Genomic DNA, 25,330 nt, shown 5'->3' on the forward strand with positions numbered 1-25,330 from the left:
GGGCATTTGTGCGGCGCAACGGAGCGAGAGGTTATTGAACGCTAATTCGTTCGATGCACCCTTTTGACATAAGGAACAAAGCATCCTGGGGCGAATCGCCGCGCATGGCCCGGTCGGGGTCGTCACCCGAATAGAGGCCGCGCAGCACCCGCCCGGCGATGCCGTGGCTGACCGCCACCACCTTGTCGCCGGGCTGCAAGTCGGCCAGCCAGTCGCCGAGCCGGGCCGTCACCGCCTGGTGGCTTTCGCCGCCGGGGCAGCGGAACACCCAGTGATCCAGGCCCTCGTTGTCCATCATGCCGGGATGTTTGGCCGCCAGTTCGGCCTTGGGAAGGCCCGACCATTGGCCGGTATGAACCTCGCGCAGGCGCTGGTCGAAGGTGATGGCGCGGAAGTCCAGGTCGGCCACCTCGCACAGGATGCCGGTGGTCTGGACGCAGCGTCCCAGCGGGCTGGACACCACCCGCCATTGTCCCCGGTCACCGAGAATGTCGCGCAGGCGCAGTCCGTAGGCCCGCGCCTGGGCCGCGCCCTCAGGCGTCAGCGGCGAATCGCCGTGGCCCTGGACGCGGCCCTCGCGGTTCCAGCGGGTTTCCCCGTGGCGGACCAGGATGATGGTCGGCACCGCCTTTGGTCAGCCCCGAAGCTCGCCGCCGGTGGCCTTGGCCACCGCCGCGACGATCTTCGCGCCCACCGCCTCGATCTCCTCGTCGGTCAGCGTCTTGTCGCTGGGCTGCAACGTCACGGTGATGGCCAGCGACTTCTTGCCGGCGGCCATCTTGTCGCCCTCGTAGAGGTCGAACACCGCCACGTCGGAGATCAGCGCCTTGTCGGCGTTCTTCGCGGCGCGCACCACCGCATCGGCCGCCACGCCCGAATCCAGGGTGAAGGCGAAGTCGCGGTCCAAGGGCTGCAGGGCCGAGGCCTTGAGCAGCGGCTTGGCCTTGGTGGCCTTGGCCTTTTGCGGCGGCAGGGCTTCCAGGAACAGCTCGAATCCGACCACCGGTCCCTTGACGTCGAGCTGGCCCAGGATGCCGGGATGGATCTCGCCGAAGAAGCCCACCGGCTTGTTGCCCAGCTTCAGCGCGCCGGAGCGGCCGGGGTGGTACCAGGCGGGGGCCTCGGCCACCACCTGCAAGCTGTCGGGATTGGCCCCGGCGGCCGCCACGGCGGCCAGGATGTCGGCCTTGGCGTCGAAGGCGTCCACGGCACGCGCCGGCTCGGCCCAATGGCGGCCGCGCGCTCGTCCGGCACGGATGCCGGCGGCCACCAGACGCTGCTGGCCCGGCTCGGGGCCGTCGAATTGCGGCCCCAGCTCGAACAGGCCCAGATCCTTCATGCCGCGGTCGGCGTTGCGGCCCGCCGCCGTCACCAGATTGGGCAGCACCGAGGGACGCATGACGTCGAGGTCCGACGAGATGGGATTGGCCAGATGCATCTCCGGGGCGCCGCCACCGAACATCACGGCCTGGGCCTCGGGCAGGAACGACCAGGTCACCGTCTCCACCAGCCCGCGCGTCGCCAGCTGGCGGCGCACCCAGCCGGACCGGCGCTGGCCCGGCGTCAGCACGGGCTTGGGCATGGCCGGGCGCGGCATGGGGGTGGCGGGGATGTTGTCGTAGCCGTTGATGCGGATGACCTCCTCCACCAGATCATGCTCGGCGGCGATGTCGCCGCGCCAGGACGGCGGATTGACCAGCAGGCCGTCGGCATGCTCGGCCACGGCGCAGCCCAGATCGTTGAGGATGGTCTCCATGCGGCTGACCGGGACCTCGACGCCGCCCAGTTCGAAGACGCGGTTGGGGCGCAGCACGATGGACTTCTGCCAGTCGGGCTCGGTGCCGGCGATCACCGCTTCCGAGGCCTCGCCGCCGCACAGATCGAGGATCATGCGGGTGGCCAGTTCCATGGAGGCGACCACGAAGGCCGGATCGACGCCGCGCTCGAAGCGGAAGCGGGCGTCGGAGAGGACGTCCAGCTTGCGCCCCGTGGCGGCGGTGCGGATGGGATCGAAATAGGCGGCTTCCAGGAAGACCTGGGTGGTGGATTCGGTGCAGCCCGAATGCTCGCCGCCCAGGATGCCGGCCAGGGCCTCGGGGCCGTTCTCGTCGGCGATGACCGTCATGCCCGCATCCAGCGTGTAGGTCTTGCCGTTGAGGCCGGCCAGGGTCTCGCCGTCCTTCGCCAGCCGGGCGCGGATATCGCCCTTGACCTTGGCGGCGTCGAAGACGTGCAGCGGGCGGCACAGGTCGTAGGCGAAGAAATTGGTGATGTCCACCAGGGCCGAGATGGGACGCAAGCCCACGGCGGTGAGGCGGTCCTTCAGCCATTGCGGGGAATCGCCGTTCCTGACGCCCCGGATCAGGCGGCCGGCGAACAGCGGGCAGGCGTCGGCGGTCTCGGGGCTGAATTCCAGGCGCACGCCGATGGGGCTCTTGAAGGAACCGGGCACCGGCTCGACCTTGAGCGGCTTGAGATTGCCCAGCCCGAAGGCGGCGAGATCGCGGGCGATGCCGCGCACGCCCAGGCAGTCGACCCGGTTGGGGGTGACCGAGATCTCGATCATGGGATCGAAGCTCATGATGTCGAGCAGCTTGGCGCCGACCGAGACGGACGCGTCCAGCTCGGCGATGCCCTCGTGGTCCTCGCCCAGCTTCAGCTCGCGCCACGAGCACATCATGCCCTGGCTTTCCACGCCCCGGACCTTGCCCTTCTTCAGCAATTCGCCGGTGATGGGGATATAGGTGCCCGGCTGGGCCAGGATGACCTTGAGGCCGGCGCGCGCGTTGGGGGCGCCGCACACCACCTGCAGAATCCCTGCGCCGCTGTCCACCTTGCACAGCTTCAGCTTGTCGGCGTCGGGGTGCTTCTCGGCCTCGAGAATATGGCCGACCACGAAGCCGCCCAGGTGCTTGGAGGGATCGTCGATTCCTTCGACCTCGAGGCCGATGGCGGTGAGGCCCACTTCGATCTCGGCCAGAGTGGCGGTGGTGTCGAGATGGGTCCGGAGCCAGTCCAGCGTGAACTTCATCGGGTCAGCCCTCCCGCCAGCGTGGGAACGTCCAAGGGCACGAAGCCGTAATGCTTCAGCCACCGGAGATCGGAATCGAAGAAGGTGCGCAGATCGGGGATGCCGTATTTCAGCATGGCCATGCGCTCGACGCCCATGCCGAAGGCGAAGCCCTGGTAGCGGTCGGGGTCGATGCCGCAATTCCTGAGCACGTTGGGATGGACCATGCCCGAGCCGCCGATTTCCAGCCAGCCGGCGCCGGGGCCGATCTTCAGCTCGCCGCCTTCGCGCGAACAGCCGATGTCCACCTCGGCCGAGGGTTCGGTGAAGGGGAAGAAGCTGGGACGGAACCGCACCGGCACGTCGTCCACCTCGAAGAAGGCGCGGACGAATTCCAGCAGGCAGCCCTTGAGGTGGCCCATATGGGTGATCTCGTCGATGACCAGACCCTCGATCTGATGGAACATCGGGGTGTGGGTCATGTCCGAGTCGCAGCGATAGGTGCGGCCCGGGGCGATGATGCGGATGGGGGGCTTGTTGGCCACCATGGTGCGGATCTGCACCGGGCTGGTGTGGGTGCGCAGCAGGTGGCGGCCGCCATCGGCCTTCTCGCCGAAATAGAATGTGTCGTGCATCTGGCGCGCCGGATGCTCAGGGGGGATGTTCAGCGCGTTGAAATTGTGGAAGTCGTCCTCGATGTCCGGGCCTTCCGCCACGTCGAAGCCCATCTGGGCGAAGATGGCGGCCATCTCGTCCATGACCTGGGAGATGGGGTGGATGCGCCCCAGGGATTCGGGCCGGGCCGGCAGGGTGACGTCCAGGCGTTCACGCGCCAGGCGCTCGTCCAGGGCCTTGGCCTCCAGGCTGGCCTTGGCGGCGGAGAGCGCCGCCTCGATCTCGTCGCGGGCGGCGTTCAGCGCCGCGCCTGCGGCCTTGCGCTCGTCGGGGCCCATGGCGCCCAGAGTCTTCATCAGGCCGGTGACGGCGCCCTTCTTGCCCAGTGCCGCGACGCGGGCGGCGTCCAGCTGCTCGAGCGTGGCGGCGGCGGCCACATCGGCCAGGGCTTGCGCGCGGAGTTTGTCGAGGTCCTGCATGTCTCTCGTTCCCCAAAGACAGGAAAAGGGGCCGCCCCGATCGGGCCGGCCCCTCTCCAACACATTAGCTTCCCGGCGGGAAGTCCTACCGGAGGGCGGCCTGAGCCTTTTCCACCAGCGACTTAAACGCATCGGGCTCGCGGATGGCGATATCGGACAGCACCTTGCGGTCGAGCGCGATACCGGCCTTCTTCAGGCCGTCCATGAAACGCGAGTACGGCAGGCCGTTGGCACGGGCGCCGGCGTTGATGCGCTGAATCCACAGGGCGCGGAAATTACGCTTCTTGGCGCGGCGGTCGCGGTAGGCGTACCGGAGCGCCTTCTCGACCTTTTGGATCGCAACGCGGAAGCAGGTGCTGGACCGGCCGCGATAGCCCTTGGCGAGCTTGAGAATCTTCTTGTGACGGGCGTGCGTGGTGACGCCCCGCTTGACGCGAGCCATTTATCAGCCTCCGTTCGGCAGGAAGTACTTCTTGACGTTGTCGCTGTCCGTCTTGAACAGCATGAAGGTGCCGCGCGCCTGGCGCTTCATCTTCTGGGACTTCGCCGAGAGGCAGTGACGCTTGAACGCCACGTTGCCCTTCACCTTGCCGGTGCCGGTGAGCTTGAACCGCTTCTTGGCGGAGCTCTTGGTCTTCATCTTGGGCATTTGCGCTTATCCTTAGTCTGAATGGTTCAGCGACGAGGAACGGCAAGGCAGCCCTAACAGCCTTGTCCGCTCAGGAAGGGGACGCTTATAGCTTGGGCGATCCATGATTGCAAGCGGATGGAATCATTTCCGGTTCACCAGCCAAATGCCCGCCGCCACCAGGATCATGGCGCCGCCGAGGCCCCAGGTCAGCCGTTCGCCCAGCAGCAAGGCGCCGAACATCATGCCGAACAGGGGGGTGAGGAACGAGAAGGCCGACAGCCGGGTGGCGGGGTAGCGCGAAATCAGCCAGAACCACGTCAGGTAGGAGGCGAAGGCGACGATGACGATCTGCCCGGCCAGCGAGGCCCAGACCAGGGCGGAGGGCTCGCCGATGATGCCTTTCTCGCCCAGCAGGACCGAGGCGGGCGGCAGCACCAGCGCCGATACCCCCAGCTGGTACAGCAGGGTCTTGTTGGGGCTGATGCTCGACAGGCGGGACGTGCGCACCAGCACGGTGGTCGCCCCCCACATCACCGCCGAGGCCAGCAGCATCAGGTCGCCGATCAGCTGGCGGCGGTCGGGCAGCGACAGGCTGTCGCCGAAGGCCAGCACGATGCCGCCGAAGGCGCACAGGAGGCCCAGGACCTGATTGCGGGTCAGGCGTTCGGCCGGGACCAGCCAATGCAGCCCCAGGGCCACCACGAAGGGGGCGGTATAAAGGAACACCACGGCCCGCGACGCCGGGGTGTATTCCAGGCCCCAGTAGATCAGGGCGAATTCCAGGCCGAACAGCAGGCCGGCGGCCAGGCCCGCCTTGCCCGACCCGTCGGGCTGGAACAGGCGCACGCCGCGCATCCGGCTCCACCCCACCAGCAGCAGGGCGGAGCCGCCCGAGCGCAAGCCGGCCTGCAAGACCGGCGAGATGCCGGCATTGGCCACCTTGGCCGCCACCTGATTGAGGCCCCACAGCGCGCACAAGCCCACCATCAGGGTCATGGCCAGGGCGTCGAGATGGGTATGGCGTTGATTCATTTTAGTCCCTCAATCGCCGGGCGCCCCGCCTGCGGCAGGGCTTGGCTTTCGCGCCATAAGGCGCGCGCGCTCAACGCGCCAACTCCGGGCGGCCAGAGCCGCCCGTCGCTCATGCCACCTCCAGATCGAAGGCCGCCGCCATCAGGGCGCGGGTATAGGCGGTCTGGGGTGCCTTGAACAGGTCCACGGCCCGGCCGGCTTCCACCACCTTGCCGTCCTTCATGACGATCAGGTCGTCGGCGAGCGCGCGCACCACCCGCAGGTCGTGGCTGATGAACAGATAGGCCAGGGAATGCCGGGCCTGGAGATCGCGCAAAAGGTCGACGATCTGGGCCTGGACCGAGACGTCCAGCGCGCTGGTGGGCTCGTCCAGGACGATGAATTTGGGTTTCAGGACCAGGGCGCGGGCGATGGCGATGCGCTGGCGCTGGCCGCCGGAGAATTCGTGGGGGTAGCGGTCCCGGGTGGCGGGGTCGAGGCCCACCTCATCGAGCGCGGCCGCGATCAGGCGGTCGCGCTCGGATTTCGGCATGGCGGGCTCGTGCACCTCGAGACCCTCGCCGACGATGTCGCCCACCGACATGCGGGGCGACAGCGAGCCGTAGGGGTCCTGGAACACCATCTGCATCTGGCGGCGCAGCGGGCGCAACTCGCCGGCGCTCATGGAATCGATCCGGGTGCCGGCGAAGGCGATATCGCCGTCCGAGTCCAGCAGGCGCAGCAAAGCGAGGCCCAGCGTGGTCTTGCCCGACCCCGATTCCCCCACCACGCCGATGGTGTGGCCGCGCTTCAACTCCAGGCTGATGCCGTCCACCGCCTTGACGTGGCCGACGGTCTTGCGCCAGATTCCGGCCTTCAAGGGAAACCACACCTTGAGGTCGCGGGCCGCCATCACCACCGGCTCGCCGTCGCCCGCCCGGTGGGGCTTGCCCTTGGGCTCGGCGGCCAGCAGGCGTTGGGTGTAGGGGTGTTGGGGGGCGTCGAACACCTGGGGCAGGGGGCCGGCCTCGACGATCTCGCCCCCGTTCATGACCGAGACCCGGTCGGCCATCTTACGCACGATGCCGAGATCGTGGGTGATGAACAGCAGCGCCATGCCAAGCCGGGCCTGCAGATCCTTCAACAGCGCCAGGATCTGGGCCTGGATGGTGACGTCGAGCGCCGTGGTCGGCTCGTCGGCGATGAGGATGTCGGGCTCGCCGGCCAGCGCCATGGCGATCATCACCCTTTGCCGCTGGCCGCCCGACAACTCGTGGGGCAGGGCGGACAGGCGCTTTTCCGCATCGGGAATGCCCACCAGGGTCAGCAGTTCCACCACCCGGGTCCGCAAGGCGTCGACCTTGAGGCCGAGATGCAGCTCCAGCACCTCGCCCACCTGCCGTTCGATGGAGTGCAACGGGTTGAGCGAGGTCATGGGCTCCTGGAATACCATGGCGATGCGGCCGCCGCGCACCTTGCGCAATGCCGGCTCCGGCGCGCCCACCAGCTCGGTCCCGTCCAGGCGGATGGAGCCCTTAGGGTGCGAGGCGCGGGGATAGGGCAGCAATTGCAGGATGGACAGCGCCGTCACCGACTTGCCCGAGCCGCTTTCGCCCACCAGGGCCAAAGTCTCGCCCTTGGCAAGGGTGAAGGACACGCCCTTGACCGCCTGATTGGCGCCGAAATTGACCGCCAGATCGTCAACGACGAGGAGAGGGGCGTTTTCACTCATCAGGTCGTCTTCCTTGGATCAAAGGCGTCGCGCACCGCTTCGCCGACGAAGACCAGCAGCGACAGCAGGCAAGCGACCACCACGAAGCCGGTCAGGCCCAGCCAGGGGGCCTGCAGGTTCTCCTTGCCCTGGCGCAGCAAATCGCCCAGCGAGGCCGAGCCGGGCGGCAGGCCCAGGCCCAGGAAATCGAGCGCGGTCAGCGACACGATGGAGGAATTCAGGATGAACGGCATGAAGGTCACGGTGGCCACCATGGCGTTGGGCAAGACGTGGCGGACCATGATGCGGGCATCGCTCATGCCCAGCGTCCTGGCGGCGCGCACATAGTCGAAGTTGCGCGCGCGCAGGAACTCGGCGCGGACCACCCCCACCAGATTGGTCCACGAGAACAGCACCAGGACCAGCAGCAGGGTCCAGAAGCCCGGCTTGATGATCGAGGCGATGATGATCAGGATCAGCAGTTCCGGCAGCCCGCCCCAGATCTCCAGGAAGCGCTGGAAGGCCAGATCCACCTTGCCGCCGAAATAGCCCTGCACCGCGCCCGCCGCCACGCCGATCACCGTGGACACCAGGGTCAGCGCCAGCCCGAAGCAGATGGACAGGCGAAGCCCATAGATCAGCCGGGCCAGCACGTCGCGCCCCTGGTCGTCGGTGCCCAGCCAGTTCCTGGGCGACGGCGGCGAGGGATGCTTGACCAGCGGATCATAGTTGATGGCGCGGTAATCATAGGGAACCGGCGGCCACAGGGCCCAGCCCTTCTCGGCGATCTTGGCCACGATGTAGGCGTCGCGGTAATCGGCATAGGTCTTGAAGTCGCCGCCGAAGGTCACCTCGGGGTAGTCCTTGACCATGGGGAAATACAGCGCGCCGTCATAGCGCACCATGATCGGCCGGTCGTTGGCCACCAGTTCGGCGCCGAGCGTCACCAGGAACAGGGCCAGGAAGATCCACAGGCTCCAGAATCCCCGCCGGTTGCGGCAAAAGGCGTCGAGGCGGCGGCGGTCCAGCGGCGTCAGGCGCAGGCTCATCCTCCCCTCCCCTCGAAATCGATGCGGGGATCGACCCAGTGATAGGTGAGGTCGCTGACCAGATTGAGCACCAGGCCCAGCAGCGAGAAGGCGTAGAGCGTGCCGAACATCACGGGATAGTCGCGGTTGCTCACCGCCTCGAAGCCCAACAGGCCGATGCCGTCCAGCGAGAAGATGATCTCGACCAGCACCGAGCCGGTGAAGAGGATGCCGACCAAAGCGCGGGGAAAGCCGGCGACGATCAGCAGCATGGCGTTCCTGAAGATGTGGCCGTAAAGCACCTGTCGCTCGCCCAGGCCCTTGGCCCTGGCGGTGACCACGTACTGCTTGTTGATCTCTTCCAGAAACGAGTTCTTGGTCAGCATGGTGAGGCCGGCGAATCCCCCAACTACCAGCGCGGTTACGGGGAGCGCCAGATGCCAGAAGTAGTCCAGGGCGCGGGCCAGGAAGGGTGCGCCCTCGAGGCCGGGCGAGGTGAGGCCGCGCAGCGGGAACCAGGAAAAATACTTTCCCCCGGCGAACAGAACGATCAGGGCGATGGCGAACAGGAAGCCCGGCACGGCATAGCCGATGATCACCGCCCAGGACGACGCCACGTCCATGCGCGAGCCGTCGCGCGTCGCCTTGGCGATGCCTAAGGGAATGGAGACCAGATAGATGATCAGCGTGCTCCACAGGCCCAGCGAGATGGAGGTGGGCATCTTCTCGATCACCAGACCAACCACCGAGGTGTCGCGATAGAAGCTCTTGCCGAAATCGAAGCGGGCGTACTGGCCCATCATCAGCCAGAAGCGCTCGTGCGCCGGCTTATCGAAGCCGAACTGGCGCTCGATCTCCTTGATGAAGTCGGGCGGCAGGCCCTGGGCTCCGCGATAGGCCCCCTGGTTGCCCTGGGCGGGGGCGGCCTTGACCGGGGCGGTCTCGCCCGAACCGGAGCCTGAGACGCGGGCGGCGGCGTCCACCGCATTGCCCTGCAGTTTGGAGATCATCAGCTCCACCGGCCCGCCGGGGGCGAACTGCACCACGGTGAAGTTGATCAGCATGATGCCGAACAGGGTGAGCGGGATCAGCAGCAGACGGCGCAGCGTGTAGGCGATCATTTCTTCACCCACCAGGTCATCAACTGCACTCCGTTGGCCGGAATCACCTCGGGCATGCCGAACTTGTCCCACCAGACGACACGGTCGAGGCCCAGATGCCATTGCGGGATGACGTAATGGTTCCACAGCAGCACCCGGTCGAGCGCCCGGGTCCGCGCCACCAGGGATTCCCGGTCGGGAGCGGCGATCACCTGCTCGACCAGGGCGTCGATGGCCGGGTTCTTGATGCCGGCCAGATTCTGGCCGCCCGCCTCGTCGGCGGATTCGGTCCCCCAATAGCCCAACTGCTCGTTGCCCGGCGACTGGGACTGGCCCCAGACATGCACCACCATGTCGAAATCGAAGTGGTCGAGGCGGTTCTTGTACTGGGCGGTGTCGACGGTGCGCACCGATGCCTCGATGCCGAGGCGGGCCAGATTGCGGGCAAACGGCAGGGTGATGCGTTCCCAGGCCGGCTGGACCAGCAGGATCTCGAAGGCGAAGGGCTTGCCGTCCTTCATCAGCTTGCCGTCCACCACGTCCCAGCCGGCCTCTTCCAACAGCTTCATGGCGAGGCGCAGGTTGGGGCGGATGTTGCCGTCGCCGTCGGTGGCGGGGGGCTTGAACTCGGCGGTGAACACCTCGGGCGGGACCTGCCCGCGCAAGGGTTCCAGCACCTTCAACTCGGCGGCGGAGGGGAGGCCCGTGGCGGCCAGCTCCGAGTTGGCGAAGAACGAACCGGTGCGCTTGTACTGCCCATAGAACAGGGTCTTGTTGGTCCACTCGAAATCGAAGGCCAGCCCCAGCGCCTGGCGCACTTTGGCGTCGGCGAACAGCGGGCGGCGCAGGTTGAAGGCATAGCCCTGCATACCGGCCGGGCGCTGGTTGGCGAAGGCCTGCTTCTTGCCCCGCCCGTCCTTCAGCGCGCCCCAATCCTCGTAGGCGGTGGCCCATTTCTTGGCCTCGTTCTCGGAGCGCCAGTCGTATTCGCCACCCTTGAACGCCTCCAGCGCCACGGTGGTGTCGCGGTAGCTGTCATAGCGGATGCGGTCGAAATTGTGCTCGCCCTTCCTCACCGGCAGGTCGGCGCCCCAGTAATCCTTCACCCGCTCGTAGGTGATGGTGCGCTGGGTTTCGAAGCCGGCCACCTTGTAGGGACCGCTGCCTAACGGCGGCTCCAGCGTGGTGGCGGCGAAGTCGCGGCCCTGCCAGTAATGCTTGGGCAGAATGGGCAGCTGCCCGACGATCAGGGGCAACTCGCGATTGTCGCCCGGCTTGAACGAGAAGCGCACCCGGCGCGGCCCCAGCACGTCGACCTTGTCCACGGCGGCGTAATAGAAGCGGTAGCGGGGATGGCCCTTGGCCTTCAGGATCTCGAACGAGAACGCCACGTCCTCGGCGGTGATGGGCTTGCCGTCATGCCAGCGGGCCTTGGGCCGCAGGTTGAACACCACCCACGAGCGGTCGGCCGGCACCTCGACCGTCTCGGCGATCAGGCCGTATTCGGAAAACGCCTCGTCGGCCGAGCTGACCATCAGTGTCTCGAACGGAAGATCCGCCCCGGCCGGCGGGTCGCCCTTGACGATGAAGGGGTTGAGCGAATCCCAGCCGCCGATCTCGGCCAGCCTGATCTCGCCGCCCTTGGGCGCCTCCGGGTTGACGTAGTCGAAGTGCCGGAAGCCCGGCCCATACTTGGGGGCGCCGTGCATGGCCAGCCCATGCACCGGATGCACGGTCTCGGCCCCGGCGGGGGCGGCGAACAGCAGGGCGAGGACGGTCAACAGGGCGCGCATGGGGCGAGAGTTTGGGGCCAAGCGCGTCCCAGGGCAAGGGGGTGGTTACCTCGTCACGAAGGGCGGCACCCGGCCCACCAGGGCTTCCAGCATCACCAGTTCCTCGTCGGTGTGGTTGGTGACCATGAAGGGCTCGATGGCCGGCTGGCGGCCGGGGCCGAAGATGCGGCGCGGCGCGTCGTGGTGGCGGGTCCGCACTTCCTCCGCCTTGTCCGGGGCGGCGTCGGGGCTCAGCATCGCGTGGCCGTAGCAGACGCAGATGTCGGTGGCGGCCGGGCGGGCCTCCAGATAGGCGGCGGTGCCGCGGATGCCCACATTGGCGTGGGGGGTCTTCAGCGTGATGACCTTGGGGCCGAACACCGACAGCAACCGGCCGCTTTCCAGATCGATCCGGCGCCCTTCCGGGCCGTCGGAGACGGTCACCGCGCCGTCGGCGCGCAGCAGGAAGGCGTCGTCGCCGAGCGTGAACACCGCCTGGCTGCCCGGACCGGCGGCCACCGTGTCGCCGGCGGCGATGGCGCCGCCCGTCTGGGCGGGCTTGCCGTTGATCAGGACCGCGCCGTCGCTTCTGCGCAGGCTGCCGCCCTTGGGCGTCATGGCCGAGGCCGGACGCAAGGAACCGAAGGCCGCCAGGGCCGCCATGCCGGTCAGCAGGCGGCGGCGGCTTGGGCCGGATTTTCCGCAGGTACACATCGGACGGCATCTCCCCAAGAAAAAGCCCCCTCCCGTCGCCGGAAGGGGGCTTCGTCGGTCTACGGAATTCGTAGCTTAATACCGATAGGTTTCCGGCTTGAAGGGGCCTTCGACCGCGACGCCGATATAATCGGACTGCTTGGCGTTCAGCTTGGTCAGCGTGGCGCCCAGCTTGGCGAGGTGCAGCTTGGCCACCTTCTCGTCCAGGGTCTTGGGCAGGACGTAGACCTTCTTCTCGTACTTGCCGGGATTGGTGAAGATCTCGATCTGGGCCATCACCTGGTTGGTGAACGAGGCGCTCATCACGAACGAGGGGTGGCCGGTGGCGCAGCCCAGGTTGACCAGACGGCCCTCGGCCAGCAGCAGGATGCGGTTGCCGCCCGGGAACTGGATCTCGTCCACCTGCGGCTTGATGTTGTTCCACTTGAAGTTCTTCAGGCCGGCGACCTGAATCTCGGAATCGAAGTGGCCGATGTTGCAGACGATGGCGCGGTCCTTCATGGCCCGCATGTGATCGACGGTGATCACGTCCACGTTGCCGGTGGTGGTGACGAAGATGTCGCCGCGCGGAGCCGCCTCTTCCATGGTGGCGACCTCGTAGCCCTCCATGCAGGCCTGCAGGGCGCAGATGGGGTCGATCTCGGTGACAATGACGCGGCAGCCCTGGGACGCCAAGCTCTCGGCCGAGCCCTTGCCCACGTCGCCGAAGCCGGCGACCACGGCGACCTTGCCGGCCAGCATGACGTCGGTGGCGCGGCGGATGCCGTCGACCAGCGATTCACGGCAGCCGTACTTGTTGTCGAACTTGGACTTGGTCACCGAATCGTTGACGTTGATGGCCGGCCACAGCAGGGTGCCCTTCTTCTCCATCTCGTAGAGACGGTGGACGCCGGTGGTGGTCTCCTCGGTCACGCCCTTAATGGCGGTGCCGTTGCGGGTGTAGAAGGTCTTGTCGGTCGCCAGCTTCTTCTTGATGGAGGCGAACAGGACTTCCTCTTCCTCGCAGGTCGGGTTGTTCAGCACCGAGATGTCCTTCTCGGCGCGCATGCCCAGATGGATCAGCAAGGTGGCGTCGCCGCCGTCGTCCAGGATCATGTTCGGGCAACCGCCGTCGGCCCACTCGAAGATGCGGTGGGTGTAGTCCCAGTACTCTTCCAGGGTCTCGCCCTTGACGGCGAACACCGGGATGCCGGCGCTAGCGATGGCGGCGGCGGCGTGGTCCTGGGTCGAGAAGATGTTGCACGACGCCCAGCGGATGTCGGCGCCCAGCGCCTTCAGCGTCTCGATCAGCACGCCGGTCTGGATGGTCATGTGCAAGCTGCCGGCGATGCGCGCGCCCTTCAGCGGCTGCGAGGGTCCGAATTCCTCGCGGGTGGCCATCAGGCCGGGCATCTCGCTCTCGGCGATGTCCAGCTCCTTGCGGCCCCAATCGGCCAGGGAAATGTCGGCAACCTTGTAATCGGTGAAGGCGGTCATGGCGGTCCCTTGAGACATGGTTTTTCAGCTGCGGTCTGTGTAGCAGGCCTTAAGCCAAAACGCAACATGATATAAAGATATCTTTATGTGGGCATGGGGGTTGAGGCGGCCGCCAGCCCCTTCAAATCTTCCAGTTGGGCAATCTGGTCGTCCGTGATCCGTTCGCCGACCCGAAGGGCGACCAATCCATCCAGACCGATGGGATGGGACACGAAGCACAGCGACTCCGATTGCCAGCGGAGCTTCAGCCCATGGGAATCGGCCAAGCCTTCGATGGCCTTGCGGGTCCACCATTGCTTCGTCTCACGGAGCACTTCGGCCTGGAAGCGGCGTTCGATCTCGCGGGCCCAGACGTCATCGAATCGCTGGCGCTCAGTCATCGGACTCTCCCTCCATATCCCAAGGAAAGCGGGCCGGCTCCACCGGGCCGGGTGTTCCCCAATGATCAAGCAATAGATGGGGAACGGCGCCACTGTTGTCGAAGACCAGGCATCGATCAACCCCATGCATATAATGCGGGAGCAATCCGCACGATCGGACAAAGCGCCGTCGAATGTCCTTCTCGGGGATATGGTGGCCTCCCGAGGCGACGCGGTGAGCAACTCGGGCAACCGCCATGTCGGCGTTCCTCAGTCCCACGTAGAGAAGCCCGACCCGCCAGAAATTGTTCCCGAATGCCCCTCCGGCCTGGATCTGTTGGGCAATGCGGAGATAGCGGCGGCTTGAAAGGGTCGTTTCCACGGCAAACGACCGCTTGGCGGCGATGGAGAAATCGACGGCGTCGATCAGCATCCTGGCCGCCATCACGTGTGGCGCGGGGAAGCCTCCCAGTTCCTTGGCAATCTCATCGGCGTTGAGAAAAACAGCCGTTTCCAACGCTTCGCCCAGAATCGCCTTGGCCAGGGTGGTCTTGCCGGCTCCATTGGGGCCGCCGATAATCCACATCCAGGGGCGTTCAGCCGGCATGAGCTACTTCACCAGGCTGACATTGGCCGTCCCCTCGGCACCCATGAAGACGCAGAGGATGCGTACCGGCCGGTCGGTGAGGTTGATCCCCTTGTGGGGCACGGCCATGGTCTCCACCAGGGCTTGGCCCTGGGTGAAGGTGCGCTTGCCGTGGGGGCCGTAATCCACCACCACCTCGCCCTCCAGGATATAGGCGTACATGGGGGCGGGATGGAGGTGCAGCGCCGCCTCGGAATGCGGCCCCAGGGTGACGATGGTCGAGGTCACCTTGGCCGGGCCGCTGTCGGGATAGCGGATGGGCTCGCCCATCACCGTGGTGGCGGTGGACAGCAATTCCACGGACGGGTAGGCGTTCTGGGCGATCGCCGCGTGACCGGCCCCCAGCAGCAGGGCCAGGAATGTGACGAACAGGACGCGCATGGCGGTTTCCCCTTTATGCTTCAGCGGCTCTCGAATTCGTCGAGCAACTGGCCGATCTTGCCGGAATCGGTCTGCTCCATGATGGTGCGGGCCAGTCCCTCGGCGGCGGCCAGCGACATGGAGCGGATGCGGTTCTTGACCACCGGCAGGTTCGACGTGGTCATGGACAGCTCGCGCAGGCCAAGCCCCAGCAGCAGCGGCGCGTAGCGGGGGTCGCCGGCCATCTCGCCGCAGACGCTGACCGGGATGCTGGCCCGCTGGGCGGCCTGGGCGGTGAACTGGATCAGGCGCAGCACCGCCGGGTGCAGCGGGTTGTAGAGATGGGCCACCGCCTCGTCGGCGCGGTCGATGGCCAGGGTGTACTGCACCAGATCGTTGGTGCCGATGGCGAAGAAATCGGCGTGCCAGGCGATGGCGTCGGCCGACAGCGCCGCGCCGGGGATCTCGATCATGGCGCCCAGCGGCGGCAGCGGGTCGGGCAGCGCGACCTTGGCCTTGCGCAGGCGGCGCACCACCCGGTTCATCACCTCGCGGGTGGCGCGCAGTTCGCCCACCGTGGCGATCATGGGGATCAGGATGCGCACGGGCCCGTGGACCGAGGCGCGCAGGATGGCGGCCAGCTGGGCCTCCAGCAGGTCCTGGCGGGCAAGCCCCAAGCGGATGGCCCGCAGACCCAGCGAGGGATTGGGGCCGATGGTGCAGCCCAGGGCGGGGGCCAGCTTGTCGCCGCCGGCGTCGAAGGTGCGCACCGTGACGCTGCGCCCGCCCATGCGCTCGATGACGTCTTTCAGGATGCGGTACTGTTCGTCCTCGCTGGGCACGTCGTCGCGGTTCATGAACAGGAACTCGCTGCGCAGCAGGCCGATGCCCTCGGCCCCCGAATCCAGCACGGACGCCACTTCGTTGGGCAGCTCCATGTTGGCCTGCAGGCCGATGCGCCCGCCGTCGCGGGTGACCGCCGGCACGTCCTTGAGCCGGGCCAGCACCCGGCGCGCTTTGAGGAAGGCGGCGCGCTCGCGGCGGTAATGGGCCAGGGTTTCGGGCAGGGGATTGATCACCACCAGGCCGTTGGCGCCGTCGACGATGACCGTCTCGCCCCCCTTGGCGCCGGTCAGCAGGTCGGCGATGCCCAGCACTGCGGGCAGGCCCAGCGAGCGGGCCATGATGGCGGTGTGGCTTTCGCTGCCGCCGACCGCGGCGGCCAGGCCGGCCACCAAAGCGGGGTCGAGCAGGGCGGTGTCGGCCGGGGTCATCTCCTCGGCGACGATCACCGCGTTTCGGGGCAGGGCGGTGAAGGGGCGATAGACGGTGTTGGTGAGCGCGCGCAGCAGGCGCCGCCCGATATCCTTGATGTCGGCGACGCGGGCGGCGAGGTAGGGATCCTCCATGGCCTCGAAGCCGCGGACGATCTCGTTGATCTCCTGCTGGACGGCGGCCTCGGCGTTGATGCGCTCGGAGCGGATGCGGCTTTCCACGCCCCTGAGCAGGCGCGAGCCGTGCAGCATCTGGCGGTAGGCGTCCAGCAGGTAGCCCAGTTCCTCGCCCGCAGCACCCCCTAAGCGCCCGGCCTTGTCCTGCAGCTGCTCCACCTGATGGCCGGCATTGGCGGCGGCCTCGGTGAAGCGGAGGCATTCGGCGTCCAGCCGGTTGGCGGTGATGCGCCGCTCGGGCACGGCGATGGTGCCGGAATCGTGCAGGTAAAGGGTGCCGATAGCGATGCCGCGCGAAACGCCCAGGCCATCGCGCACGATCTCGCCGCCGGACGCGCAACTCGGGCGGGTCCCCGCCCTGTTCCGTCCGTCCGCCGTGCCCCCCCTGCGCGTCGTCATGGAATTGGCGTCAGTCTTCGTCGAACTTGCGGTCGACCAGGTCGAACAGGGCCTCCATGGCCTCGGAGGCCTGGGCTCCGCTCACCTTCAGCTCGATGGAGCAGCCAGGCGCGGCGGCCAGCATCATCAGGCCCATGATCGACAGCCCCGACACCTCGGTGCCGCGATGGCCGACGGTGACCTGGGCGTCGAAGGTGGCGGCCAGCTTGACGAACTTGGCGGCGGCGCGCGCGTGCAGGCCGCGCTGGTTGGTGATGGCGGCGGTGCGGACCAGTTCGCCGCCGGTATGGGTCACGTCCGACATTACTTGCGATCCTGGGTCAGCAGCTTGGAAGCGACGTTGATGTACTTGCGTCCGGCCTCCTGGGCGCTGGCGACGGCGTCGGCCAGGGGCTCGGAATGGCGCACGCTGGCCAGCTTGATCAGCATGGGCAGGTTGACGCCGGCGATCACCTCGACCTTGGCCTTGTCCATGATGGAGATGGCCAGGTTGGACGGCGTGCCGCCGAACATGTCCGTCAGCACGACCACGCCGGAGCCGTCGTCGCAGCGGGCCACGCTGGACAGAATGTCGTTGCGGCGCTGCTCCATGTCGTCGTCGGGGCCGATGCATACCGCCGCGACGTTGGGCTGCGGCCCGACCACGTGCTCGAGCGCGGCGACGAGTTCGTCGGCGAGCCGGCCGTGGGTGACGAGTACCAGTCCGATCATCTCAATCCCCCTTGGGCGGGTGACAAGCCGGTTCCACCGGCCCCGATCCCGCGAGTCTTGCACAGTGACATCATGAACCCCCTTCGTCGAGTTCGCGATGGCGAAGCTCGACCTGCTCGCCGCGGCGCTTCATCCATTCGGCGAGGCGCTCGGCGGTGGCGACGGAACGGTGGCGGCCGCCGGTGCAGCCGATGGCGATGGTGAGGTAGCTCTTGCCCTCGGCCGCGAAGCGCGGCAGCAGCGGCTCTAAGAGGCGGGTGAGCGAGTCCAGGAACGGGCCGAAGGCCGGGTCGGCGGCCACGTAATCGGCCACCGCCGCATCGCGGCCGGTGAGGGCTTTTAGCTCGGGCACGTAATGGGGGTTGGCCAGGAAGCGGGCGTCGAATACCAGGTCGGCCTCGCGCGGCAGGCCGTTGCGGTAGGCGAAGGAGGTGACGAACACCACCAGCCCGCCGGCGCTTTCCAGCCCGAAATGCCCGGCCAGCGCCCGCTTGAACTCGGCGGGCGGCTGGTTGGTGGTGTCGATCATCACGTCGGCGCGCGACCTGAGAGGCGAGACCAGGGCGCGCTCGTGGCGGATGCCGTCCAGGAGCGGCCGGTCCACCGCCATGGGATGGCGGCGCCGCGTCTCGGTGAAGCGGCGGCACAGTACGTCGTCCTCGCAGTCGAGGAACAGCAGCCGCACGTCCAGCCCGCTTTCGCCGATCAGGCGGTCCAGCGCCGCCAGCACCGGCTCGACCCCGAAATCGCGGGTGCGGATGTCGACGCCCAGCGCCAGCGGACGCGCCATGCCCTCGCCCGGGCGCACCAGACTGGCGGCCAGCGAAAGCGGCAGGTTGTCCACCGCCTCCCAGCCCATGTCCTCCAGCGCCTTCAACGCCATGGTCTTGCCCGCCCCGGACATGCCGGTGACGATCACCACGCGGCTGTCGCCGGTCTTCGGGCTGGCCGGAATCCTATCCGTCGGGCTGGAGTGCAGGTCGCTCATCACGGCGGCATTATATCTCGCGTCGAGGCGCGCATCGCAAGGCGAACCTTTGCCGCCGCCGACGCCTCGAAGGGGGCCAGACGCAGGTGGCGGACAGGCAATCCCAGCAATTCCAAGGTGTTCGCCTCGGGCAGTCGCTCCACCCCGGATGACGAGACGAGGTCGATCACCAGTTCCAGCGGCGCCCGCTCCAGATAGGGCAGGCGGACCAGCCCCAGGCCGCGCACTTCGATCATGCCGGCGATGGTGGCGGGCGGGCTGGCGACCAGCCCGTCGCCATCGCGCTCCAGCCGGGTCTGGTCGTCGGCCACCAGCAAGGCGCCACCGTCGATCAGCCGCAAGGCCAGATCCGACTTGCCGCCGCCCGAGGGGCCGCGCAGCAGGATTCCGCGGCCCGATATGGCCACGCAGGTGCCGTGAACGAGAATCATGGGAAAAGGGTGGCGACGCCACCTTCCGGTGTCAAGCCGGGGAGAATAGGGATCAGCGCGACGCTTGAAGCATCGCCCTCAATCGCCGGGCGCGCGCCTCCGCGCGCTAGGCTCCCGCGCCATAAGGCGCGCGGCCCCTTGGGCCTAGCCAAGGCCCGAGTGTTCGGGCCTTGGATCAGCGGCTTGCCTTGCGGGGCTTGGGCTGCACCGGGTCCTGGCCGGAATAGAGCGGCCATTCTCCCGACGCCACCGCCTCCAGGGTGTCCGATTGCTGGCCCAGCCGGCTCTGATAGATCCAGTAGCTGGTCATCACCCGCTGCACGAAGGAGCGGGTTTCCCTGGACGGCAGGCTTTCGGTCAGCAGCAGCGGATCGTCGTTGTGGCGGATATTGGCCAGCCAGCGGCCCAGATTGCCGGGACCGGCGTTGTAGGCGGCGGCCATCAGCAGCAGGTTGCCGTTGACCGGCTGCTCGTCCAGCAGCTTGGCGACGTAGCGCTGGCCCAGGCCCAGATTGTGCTCGGGATCGTGCAGGCGGTCCTTGGCCCCCCGGCCGCCGACGGCGGCGGCGGTGGCGGGCATCAGCTGCATCAGTCCGGCGGCGCCGGCGCCCGAGCGGGCGTTGGGGTTGAAGGAGGATTCCTGGCGGACCAGGGCGAAGACCAGGGCCTTGTCCACCTGCCAGCCGCCCTTGGGCGTCCAGTCGGGGACCGGGAAGGCGGCGGCGTCGTGCACCCGGCCGTTCTCGCGCGGCAGCGAGCCGCCCAGGCGTACCGCCAAGGCGGGCATCTGGCCGGCATAGGCCAGGACCAGCATGGACTGGCGCACGCCCTTGCCGGCATTGGGGTAAAGCTTGCGCAGCTCTTCCTCGGCCGCAGCGCGGTCGCCCAGCTGCAGCAGGCCCAGCGCGCGGCGCGCGCCGGGAATGCGCATCAAGAGGTCGGAATCGCCCTCGGTGAAGGGCGGGACCTCCCACGAGAACTGGTTGTCGTGGCCCAGCCCGGCGCGGGCCAGCAGGCCGTAATAGGAGCGCTGCGAGGTGGCGGCCAGCTCCAGCCAGTGGTTGACCGCCTCGGGACGCCTTGTCACCAGATTGGCCCGCGCCGCCCAGTAGGCGCCGGCGGCCGACAGCCATTCCTGGCCATCGGCAAACTTTGCCACTTCCTCGAAATGGCGGCGCGCCAGGTCGGGCTTGCCCTGGCGCCACTGCGCCAATCCGGCGATCCAGTGGGCGGCGGGCAGGCTTTCGCCCGAGCGTTCGGCCGACAGGCCGGCCAGGGTGGCGGCGGGTTCGTCGCGGCCGCCGGCGAAATGGTCGGCGGCGACCATCAGGCGCATGCGGTCGAAATCCAGGGCGGACATGGCCTGGGCCTCGTTCGAGGCCAGCATGGCCTCGACGCGGGCCGGCTCCTCGTCGCGCAACGCCTGACGCAGCTTGGCCTTGAAGGTCTTGACCTTGGCCGGCGACGATTCCACGTCGTAGGCCACCTCTTCCCAGGTGGCGCCGTCGGCCTCGAACTCGATGCCGGTGCCCTTGAGGCCGCCCTTGGCCGGGTTGCGCAGCGCGCCGACGCCCTTGCCCCCCTTGACGCCCTTGGCCAGCCTGTGGATCGCCTCGGCCTGGGGCAGGTCGGCGTATTCGGACAGCCAGGCGCGGATTTCCTGGAACTTGGGCTTGGCGCCGGGCGCCAGCAGGCGGGCGGCCAGCACATGGCCCTTCAGCAATTCGTCGCCGATCTTGCCCAGTTCGCGGTCGGCGGCGGCCAGCTGGCCCGAGGCCTGCAGCGCCATCACCCGGCGATAATGCTCGGCGTCGGCGGCGGACAGCGGCTTGGGCAAGGGGGCGACGCGGGCTTCACGATTGGAGCCGGGCAGGATGGCGGCCGTCTGGGCGCCATCGGCGGCGGCGATTCGCACCTTCTCCGTCTTGGCGGTTTCGCCCGCCAGGGCCGGGGAGGTGGCTGCCATGATCGCCAGCATCACTGCCGGGAGGAGCCTGTCGCGCAAGGCTGTTCTCCTCTGATACGCGGGTGGTCCGATTCGCCCGTCGCCCGCGGATCGCGCGCCGGGATCGGACCACGGGGTTATCGACAAAACCAATCGTGGTCAGCGGTTTTATAAATGACCCCCTCCGCCAGAGCAACGAAAAATGACTCGCGATTCATGAATGAATTGTAAATTCACCTGTGAAAACAATGAGATAAATTGCCTCTCAGAGTCGCTGTGGCAGGACTCGGCCGCAAGCTTCATAATGGGGGAATGATCGTCTCGGCCAGCTATCGCACCGACATTCCCGCCTTTTACAGCCGCTGGTTCCTCAACCGGTTCCGGGCGGGATGGGCCAAGGCGGTCAATCCCTATGGCCGGCAGGTCTCCACCATCGCGCTGCGCTCCGGCGTGGACGGCTTCGTGTTCTGGACCCGCAATCCGGGACCGTTCCGCGACGCCCTGGCGGAGGTTCGCCGGGCGGACATGCCGTTCGCCCTTCACTGCACCCTGACCGGCTATCCCCGCGCCCTGGAAAGTTCGGTGATCGAGGTGGAGCGCTCGCTTTCCCTGATGGCCGAACTGGCCCGCACCCATGGTCCCCGCGTGGTGGTGTGGCGCTATGATCCCATTCTCGCCACCTCGCTGACGCCGCTCGACTGGCACGAGGAGAACTTCGCCCAATTGGCGGCCCGGCTCGACGGCGTCGCCGACGAGGTGTCGGTGTCCTTCGCCACCATCTACCGCAAGACCGAACGCAATCTGGCCGCGGCCGCCCGCGCCCATCGCTTCGGCTGGAGCGATCCGCCGCCCGAGGACAAGCGCGCCCTGCTGCTCCGTCTGGCCGAGCGGGGCGCTGGCCACGGCATCCGCCTGACGCTGTGCTCGCAGCCCGACCTGCTGGCGCCCGGCATCGAGCCGTCGTCGTGCATCGACGCAAGGCGGCTGGAGGACGTGGCCAGGGGCTGGGGGCTGGACCGGCGGATCAACGCCAAGGTCAAGGGCAACCGTCCCGGCTGCCTGTGCCATGAAAGCCGGGATTTGGGCGAATACGACACCTGCCCGCACGGCTGCACCTATTGTTATGCGGTAGGCAGCCGCACCCTGGCCAAGCGCCGCCACGCCGAACACGACCCCGAGTCCGAATTCCTGCTGCCGCCGCCCTGGCTGGAGCAAAAGGAAAAGCCGCCGACCCTGCTGTGAGGAAGGCGCCCGGCGATTGAGGGACCTGAATCCATAGGCCCAAAGGGCCGCGCCGCTTATGCGGCGGAAGCCAAGCCGCCACCGGCGGCGCCCGGCAATTGAGGGACCTGAATCCATAGGCCCAAAGGGCCGCGCCGCTTATGCGGCGGAAGCCAAGCCGCCACCGGCGGCGCCCGGCAATTGAGGGACCTGAATCCATAGGCCCAAAGGGCCGCGCCGCTTATGCGGCGGAAGCCAAGCCGCCACCGGCGGCGCCCGGCAATTGAGGGACCTGAAAAAAATAAGTGCGGCGGCCGATGCTAGGGGGGGAAGCACCGGCCGCCGCGTCTGGCCGGCTGTCGCTCGAGAGGGGACGGGGGAGCGACGGCCTTGCGGAGGGCCATGGCGAGGATCATCGGGGCCAATTGTGGCGATTTCATGGACGCCATGCGGAGCGGGCCCAAGAATTTGTCTTTTCCCCGGGCGGGCGTTGGGGGTAGTTTTCTTCCGCTTGAACCCCCACTTAAGGGTGGTATCCTGCGCACCGGACACCGGGGGCCTCGGCGGCAGCCAAGGTCGCGGCGTTTGCGTGCGTCCAACGGATCGGCCGAACCACCCGGAAGTGGGGCCGCAACCTTGATCGAGAGGATTACGCCGTGCTTGAAGCCTATCGCCAGCATGTCGCCGAACGCGCCGCGCTCGGGATTCCCCCCCTGCCGCTGTCGGCGGAGCAGACCCAGGCCCTGGTCGGCCTGCTGCAGAACCCGCCCAAGGGCGAGGAGCAGGCCCTCGTCGATCTGATCACCTATCGCGTTCCCGCCGGCGTGGACGACGCCGCCAAGATCAAGGCCGAATTCCTGGACAAGGTGGCCAAGGGCACTGTTCCTTGCGCCCTGATCAGCCGCGAGAAGGCCGCCGAACTGCTGGGCACCATGCTGGGCGGCTTCAACGTCAAGCCGCTGATCGAGCTGCTGGGCGATTCCAAGGTCGGCGCCGTGGCCGCCGAAGGCCTGAAGAAGACCCTGCTGGTGTTCGACTTCTTCCACGATGTCAAGGAGCTGGCCGACAAGGGCAACGCCAACGCCAAGGGCGTGCTGCAGTCCTGGGCCGACGCCGAGTGGTTCACCTCGCGTCCCGAAGTGCCGAAGTCGCTGACCGTCACCATCTTCAAGGTGACCGGCGAGACCAACACCGACGACCTGTCGCCGGCGCCCGACGCCTGGAGCCGTCCCGACATTCCGCTGCATGCGCTGGCCATGCTGAAGAACCCCCGCCCCGGCATCGAGGCGGACGAGCCCGGCAACCGCGGCCCGATCAAGCAGCTCGAGGCCCTGAAGGCCAAGGGCAACCTGGTGGCCTATGTGGGCGACGTGGTGGGCACCGGCTCGTCGCGCAAGTCGGCCACCAACAGCGTGCTGTGGTTCACCGGCGAGGACATTCCGTTCGTCCCGAACAAGCGCTTCGGCGGCGTGTGTCTCGGCACCAAGATCGCCCCCATCTTCTACAACACCATGGAAGATGCCGGCGCGCTGCCCATCGAGCTGGACGTCAACCAGATGAACATGGGCGACGTGGTCGAGCTGCGTCCCTATGAGGGCAAGGCGCTGAAGGACGGCAAGGTCATCAGCGAGTTCACCGTCAAGTCCGAGGTGATCTTCGACGAAGTGCGCGCCGGCGGCCGCATTCCGCTGATCATCGGCCGCGGCCTGACCGCCAAGGCCCGCGAGGCCCTGGGTCTGCCGGTCTCCACCCTGTTCCGCCTGCCGGCAGTGCCCAAGGACACCGGCAAGGGCTTCAGCCTCGCCCAGAAGATGGTCGGCCGCGCCTGTGGCCTGCCCGAGGGCAAGGGCATGCGCCCCGGCACCTATTGCGAGCCCAAGATGACCACGGTCGGTTCGCAGGACACCACCGGCCCCATGACCCGCGACGAGCTGAAGGATCTGGCCTGTCTCGGCTTCTCCGCCGACATGGTGATGCAGTCCTTCTGCCACACCGCCGCCTACCCCAAGCTGGTGGACGTCAAGACCCACCGCGAGCTGCCGGGCTTCATCTCCACCCGCGGCGGCGTGGCGCTGCGCCCCGGCGACGGCGTCATCCACTCGTGGCTGAACCGTCTGCTGCTGCCCGACACCGTGGGCACCGGCGGCGATTCCCACACCCGCTTCCCCATCGGCATCTCCTTCCCGGCCGGTTCCGGTCTGGTGGCCTTCGCCGCCGCCACCGGCGTCATGCCGCTGGACATGCCGGAATCGGTGCTGGTCCGCTTCAAGGGTAAGATGCAGCCCGGCGTCACGCTGCGTGACCTGGTCAACGCCATCCCGCTCTACGCCATCCGCGCCGGCCTGCTGACCGTGGAGAAGAAGGGCAAGAAGAACGTCTTCTCCGGCCGCATCCTGGAGATCGAGGGCCTGCCCGACCTCAAGGTCGAACAGGCGTTCGAACTGTCCGACGCCGCCGCCGAGCGTTCGGCCGCCGCCTGCTCGGTGCGCCTGGATAAGGCTCCGATCATCGAGTACATGACGTCGAACATCACCCTGATGAAGTGGATGATCGCCAACGGCTACGAGGACGCCCGCACGCTGGGCCGCCGCATCAAGGCCATGGAGGCCTGGATCAAGAAGCCGGACCTGCTGGCCCCCGACGCCGATGCCGAATACGCCGCCGTGATCGAGATCGATCTGGCCGACGTCAAGGAGCCCATCGTCGCCTGCCCGAACGATCCCGACGACGTCAAGCTGCTGTCCGAAGTGGCCGGCGCCCATATCGACGAGGTGTTCATCGGCTCGTGCATGACCAATATCGGTCACTTCCGCGCCGCCGGGAAGGTGCTGGAGGGCAAGTCCGACATCCCCACCCGCCTGTGGATCGCGCCGCCCACCAAGATGGACGCCATGATCCTCAACGAGGAAGGCTACTACTCGGTGTTGGGCAAGTCGGGCGCGCGCATGGAAATGCCGGGCTGCAGCCTGTGCATGGGCAACCAGGCGCAGATCCGCAAGGGCTCGACCGCCATGTCCACCTCGACGCGGAACTTCCCCAACCGTCTGGGCATCGACACCAATGTCTATCTCGGCTCCGCCGAGCTGGCCGCCGTCTGCGCCCTGATGGGCAAGATCCCGACGGTCGCCGAGTATCTGGAGCAGGTGAACGTGGTCAACGCCAAGGCCGCCGACGTCTATCGCTACATGAACTTCGACAAGATCGCCGAGTTCAGCGACGTGGCCGCCAAGGTCGCCGTCTGACCCGGACGTAATTGATCAAGCGAAACCCCC

General features: G+C 67.5%; 23 protein-coding genes. 2 read left to right on the forward strand and 21 right to left on the reverse strand.

The genetic code is table 11. From position 1 onward, the window contains the following. Positions 1-31: 31 nt before the first annotated feature. From XM1_RS02400 to XM1_RS02500, 21 genes are all read right to left on the reverse strand, one after another. A complete protein-coding gene (locus XM1_RS02400; protein WP_068429133.1) occupies positions 32-625 on the reverse strand; it encodes a histidine phosphatase family protein in 594 nt (197 codons plus the stop codon). Between the two features lie 9 nt (positions 626-634). Continuing rightward, positions 635-3,031, reverse strand: a complete 2,397-nt coding sequence (gene pheT, locus XM1_RS02405; protein WP_068429140.1) for a phenylalanine--tRNA ligase subunit beta — start codon at positions 3,029-3,031, stop codon at positions 635-637. Continuing rightward, positions 3,028-4,104: a phenylalanine--tRNA ligase subunit alpha gene (gene pheS / locus XM1_RS02410; protein ID WP_068429142.1), complete on the reverse strand. Its 1,077-nt coding sequence runs from the start codon at positions 4,102-4,104 to the stop codon at positions 3,028-3,030. Before pheS ends, pheT begins: the two co-directional genes overlap by 4 nt. 85 nt (positions 4,105-4,189) lie before the next feature. Beyond that, positions 4,190-4,546: a 50S ribosomal protein L20 gene (gene rplT, locus XM1_RS02415; RefSeq protein WP_068429145.1), complete on the reverse strand. Its 357-nt coding sequence runs from the start codon at positions 4,544-4,546 to the stop codon at positions 4,190-4,192. 3 nt (positions 4,547-4,549) lie between these two features. Further along, a complete protein-coding gene (gene rpmI / locus XM1_RS02420; protein ID WP_009869561.1) occupies positions 4,550-4,753 on the reverse strand; it encodes a 50S ribosomal protein L35 in 204 nt (67 codons plus the stop codon). 123 nt (positions 4,754-4,876) lie between these two features. Beyond that, positions 4,877-5,767 carry a DMT family transporter gene (locus tag XM1_RS02425; RefSeq protein ID WP_068429151.1) on the reverse strand — a complete coding sequence of 297 codons (891 nt, stop codon included), beginning with the start codon at positions 5,765-5,767 and terminating at the stop codon, positions 4,877-4,879. A gap of 109 nt (positions 5,768-5,876) precedes the next feature. Further along, the gene (locus XM1_RS02430) at positions 5,877-7,478 is read right to left on the reverse strand and encodes an ABC transporter ATP-binding protein (RefSeq protein ID WP_068429153.1); all 1,602 of its coding nucleotides are present in this window, start codon (positions 7,476-7,478) and stop codon (positions 5,877-5,879) included. After that, positions 7,478-8,506: an ABC transporter permease gene (locus tag XM1_RS02435; protein WP_068429156.1), complete on the reverse strand. Its 1,029-nt coding sequence runs from the start codon at positions 8,504-8,506 to the stop codon at positions 7,478-7,480. The genes XM1_RS02430 and XM1_RS02435 overlap by 1 nt, the downstream gene beginning before the upstream one ends. Beyond that, positions 8,503-9,606, reverse strand: a complete 1,104-nt coding sequence (locus XM1_RS02440) for a microcin C ABC transporter permease YejB (protein WP_068429162.1) — start codon at positions 9,604-9,606, stop codon at positions 8,503-8,505. The genes XM1_RS02435 and XM1_RS02440 overlap by 4 nt, the downstream gene beginning before the upstream one ends. Then, positions 9,603-11,378: an extracellular solute-binding protein gene (locus XM1_RS02445; protein WP_068429165.1), complete on the reverse strand. Its 1,776-nt coding sequence runs from the start codon at positions 11,376-11,378 to the stop codon at positions 9,603-9,605. Before XM1_RS02445 ends, XM1_RS02440 begins: the two co-directional genes overlap by 4 nt. Positions 11,379-11,423: 45 nt before the next feature. Then, positions 11,424-12,071 (reverse strand): FecR domain-containing protein, encoded by a 648-nt coding sequence (locus tag XM1_RS02450; protein WP_068429167.1) that lies wholly within the window; start codon positions 12,069-12,071, stop codon positions 11,424-11,426. 75 nt (positions 12,072-12,146) lie between these two features. Continuing rightward, positions 12,147-13,547 carry an adenosylhomocysteinase gene (ahcY, locus tag XM1_RS02455; RefSeq protein ID WP_068429170.1) on the reverse strand — a complete coding sequence of 467 codons (1,401 nt, stop codon included), beginning with the start codon at positions 13,545-13,547 and terminating at the stop codon, positions 12,147-12,149. A gap of 83 nt (positions 13,548-13,630) precedes the next feature. Next, on the reverse strand, positions 13,631-13,927 hold the full coding sequence (locus XM1_RS02460) for a hypothetical protein (protein ID WP_068429177.1): 297 nt from the start codon (positions 13,925-13,927) through the stop codon (positions 13,631-13,633). Further along, positions 13,920-14,513 carry a zeta toxin family protein gene (locus tag XM1_RS02465; protein WP_082700342.1) on the reverse strand — a complete coding sequence of 198 codons (594 nt, stop codon included), beginning with the start codon at positions 14,511-14,513 and terminating at the stop codon, positions 13,920-13,922. The genes XM1_RS02460 and XM1_RS02465 overlap by 8 nt, the downstream gene beginning before the upstream one ends. A 3-nt stretch (positions 14,514-14,516) precedes the next feature. After that, a complete protein-coding gene (locus XM1_RS02470; RefSeq protein WP_068429182.1) occupies positions 14,517-14,933 on the reverse strand; it encodes a cupin domain-containing protein in 417 nt (138 codons plus the stop codon). A gap of 20 nt (positions 14,934-14,953) precedes the next feature. Beyond that, a complete protein-coding gene (gene ptsP, locus XM1_RS02475; protein WP_068429184.1) occupies positions 14,954-16,762 on the reverse strand; it encodes a phosphoenolpyruvate--protein phosphotransferase in 1,809 nt (602 codons plus the stop codon). Positions 16,763-16,772: 10 nt separating this feature from the next. Further along, entirely contained in the window at positions 16,773-17,066 is a 294-nt protein-coding gene (locus tag XM1_RS02480; protein WP_068429187.1) for an HPr family phosphocarrier protein, read from the reverse strand. Continuing rightward, the gene (locus tag XM1_RS02485; RefSeq protein ID WP_068429190.1) at positions 17,066-17,473 is read right to left on the reverse strand and encodes a PTS sugar transporter subunit IIA; all 408 of its coding nucleotides are present in this window, start codon (positions 17,471-17,473) and stop codon (positions 17,066-17,068) included. The genes XM1_RS02480 and XM1_RS02485 overlap by 1 nt, the downstream gene beginning before the upstream one ends. 70 nt (positions 17,474-17,543) lie before the next feature. Further along, a complete protein-coding gene (gene rapZ, locus XM1_RS02490; RefSeq protein WP_068429193.1) occupies positions 17,544-18,461 on the reverse strand; it encodes an RNase adapter RapZ in 918 nt (305 codons plus the stop codon). Beyond that, complete coding sequence (locus XM1_RS02495) at positions 18,461-18,892, reverse strand: HPr kinase/phosphorylase (protein WP_068429196.1); 432 nt, start codon at positions 18,890-18,892, stop codon at positions 18,461-18,463. Before XM1_RS02495 ends, rapZ begins: the two co-directional genes overlap by 1 nt. A gap of 175 nt (positions 18,893-19,067) precedes the next feature. Continuing rightward, entirely contained in the window at positions 19,068-20,897 is a 1,830-nt protein-coding gene (locus XM1_RS02500) for a lytic transglycosylase domain-containing protein (protein WP_231920671.1), read from the reverse strand. Between the two features lie 252 nt (positions 20,898-21,149). Here XM1_RS02500 and XM1_RS02505 point away from each other — a divergent pair, with 252 nt between their 5' ends. Together XM1_RS02505 and acnB are read left to right on the forward strand one after the other, a co-directional pair. After that, entirely contained in the window at positions 21,150-22,079 is a 930-nt protein-coding gene (locus XM1_RS02505; RefSeq protein WP_068429202.1) for a DUF1848 domain-containing protein, read from the forward strand. Between the two features lie 635 nt (positions 22,080-22,714). Further along, a complete protein-coding gene (gene acnB / locus XM1_RS02510; RefSeq protein WP_068429208.1) occupies positions 22,715-25,300 on the forward strand; it encodes a bifunctional aconitate hydratase 2/2-methylisocitrate dehydratase in 2,586 nt (861 codons plus the stop codon). The last annotated feature ends 30 nt before the right edge of the window (positions 25,301-25,330 follow it).

The sequence above is a fragment of the Magnetospirillum sp. XM-1 genome, assembly GCF_001511835.1.
GTDB lineage: Bacteria > Pseudomonadota > Alphaproteobacteria > Rhodospirillales > Magnetospirillaceae > Phaeospirillum.

Excerpts from the sequence above, each read along its gene's own strand:
- pheT (WP_068429140.1), bottom strand. The coding sequence starts at position 3,031 with ATGAAGTTCACGCTGGACTGGCTCCGGACCCATCTCGACACCACCGCC.
- pheS (WP_068429142.1), bottom strand. The coding sequence starts at position 4,104 with ATGCAGGACCTCGACAAACTCCGCGCGCAAGCCCTGGCCGATGTGGCC.
- rplT (WP_068429145.1), bottom strand. The coding sequence starts at position 4,546 with ATGGCTCGCGTCAAGCGGGGCGTCACCACGCACGCCCGTCACAAGAAG.
- rpmI (WP_009869561.1), bottom strand. The coding sequence starts at position 4,753 with ATGCCCAAGATGAAGACCAAGAGCTCCGCCAAGAAGCGGTTCAAGCTC.
- XM1_RS02425 (WP_068429151.1), bottom strand. The coding sequence starts at position 5,767 with ATGAATCAACGCCATACCCATCTCGACGCCCTGGCCATGACCCTGATG.
- XM1_RS02430 (WP_068429153.1), bottom strand. The coding sequence starts at position 7,478 with ATGAGTGAAAACGCCCCTCTCCTCGTCGTTGACGATCTGGCGGTCAAT.
- XM1_RS02435 (WP_068429156.1), bottom strand. The coding sequence starts at position 8,506 with ATGAGCCTGCGCCTGACGCCGCTGGACCGCCGCCGCCTCGACGCCTTT.
- XM1_RS02440 (WP_068429162.1), bottom strand. The coding sequence starts at position 9,606 with ATGATCGCCTACACGCTGCGCCGTCTGCTGCTGATCCCGCTCACCCTG.
- XM1_RS02445 (WP_068429165.1), bottom strand. The coding sequence starts at position 11,378 with ATGCGCGCCCTGTTGACCGTCCTCGCCCTGCTGTTCGCCGCCCCCGCC.
- XM1_RS02450 (WP_068429167.1), bottom strand. The coding sequence starts at position 12,071 with ATGTGTACCTGCGGAAAATCCGGCCCAAGCCGCCGCCGCCTGCTGACC.
- ahcY (WP_068429170.1), bottom strand. The coding sequence starts at position 13,547 with ATGACCGCCTTCACCGATTACAAGGTTGCCGACATTTCCCTGGCCGAT.
- XM1_RS02460 (WP_068429177.1), bottom strand. The coding sequence starts at position 13,927 with ATGACTGAGCGCCAGCGATTCGATGACGTCTGGGCCCGCGAGATCGAA.
- XM1_RS02465 (WP_082700342.1), bottom strand. The coding sequence starts at position 14,513 with ATGCCGGCTGAACGCCCCTGGATGTGGATTATCGGCGGCCCCAATGGA.
- XM1_RS02470 (WP_068429182.1), bottom strand. The coding sequence starts at position 14,933 with ATGCGCGTCCTGTTCGTCACATTCCTGGCCCTGCTGCTGGGGGCCGGT.
- ptsP (WP_068429184.1), bottom strand. The coding sequence starts at position 16,762 with ATGACGACGCGCAGGGGGGGCACGGCGGACGGACGGAACAGGGCGGGG.
- XM1_RS02480 (WP_068429187.1), bottom strand. The coding sequence starts at position 17,066 with ATGTCGGACGTGACCCATACCGGCGGCGAACTGGTCCGCACCGCCGCC.
- XM1_RS02485 (WP_068429190.1), bottom strand. The coding sequence starts at position 17,473 with ATGATCGGACTGGTACTCGTCACCCACGGCCGGCTCGCCGACGAACTC.
- rapZ (WP_068429193.1), bottom strand. The coding sequence starts at position 18,461 with ATGAGCGACCTGCACTCCAGCCCGACGGATAGGATTCCGGCCAGCCCG.
- XM1_RS02495 (WP_068429196.1), bottom strand. The coding sequence starts at position 18,892 with ATGATTCTCGTTCACGGCACCTGCGTGGCCATATCGGGCCGCGGAATC.
- XM1_RS02505 (WP_068429202.1), top strand. The coding sequence starts at position 21,150 with ATGATCGTCTCGGCCAGCTATCGCACCGACATTCCCGCCTTTTACAGC.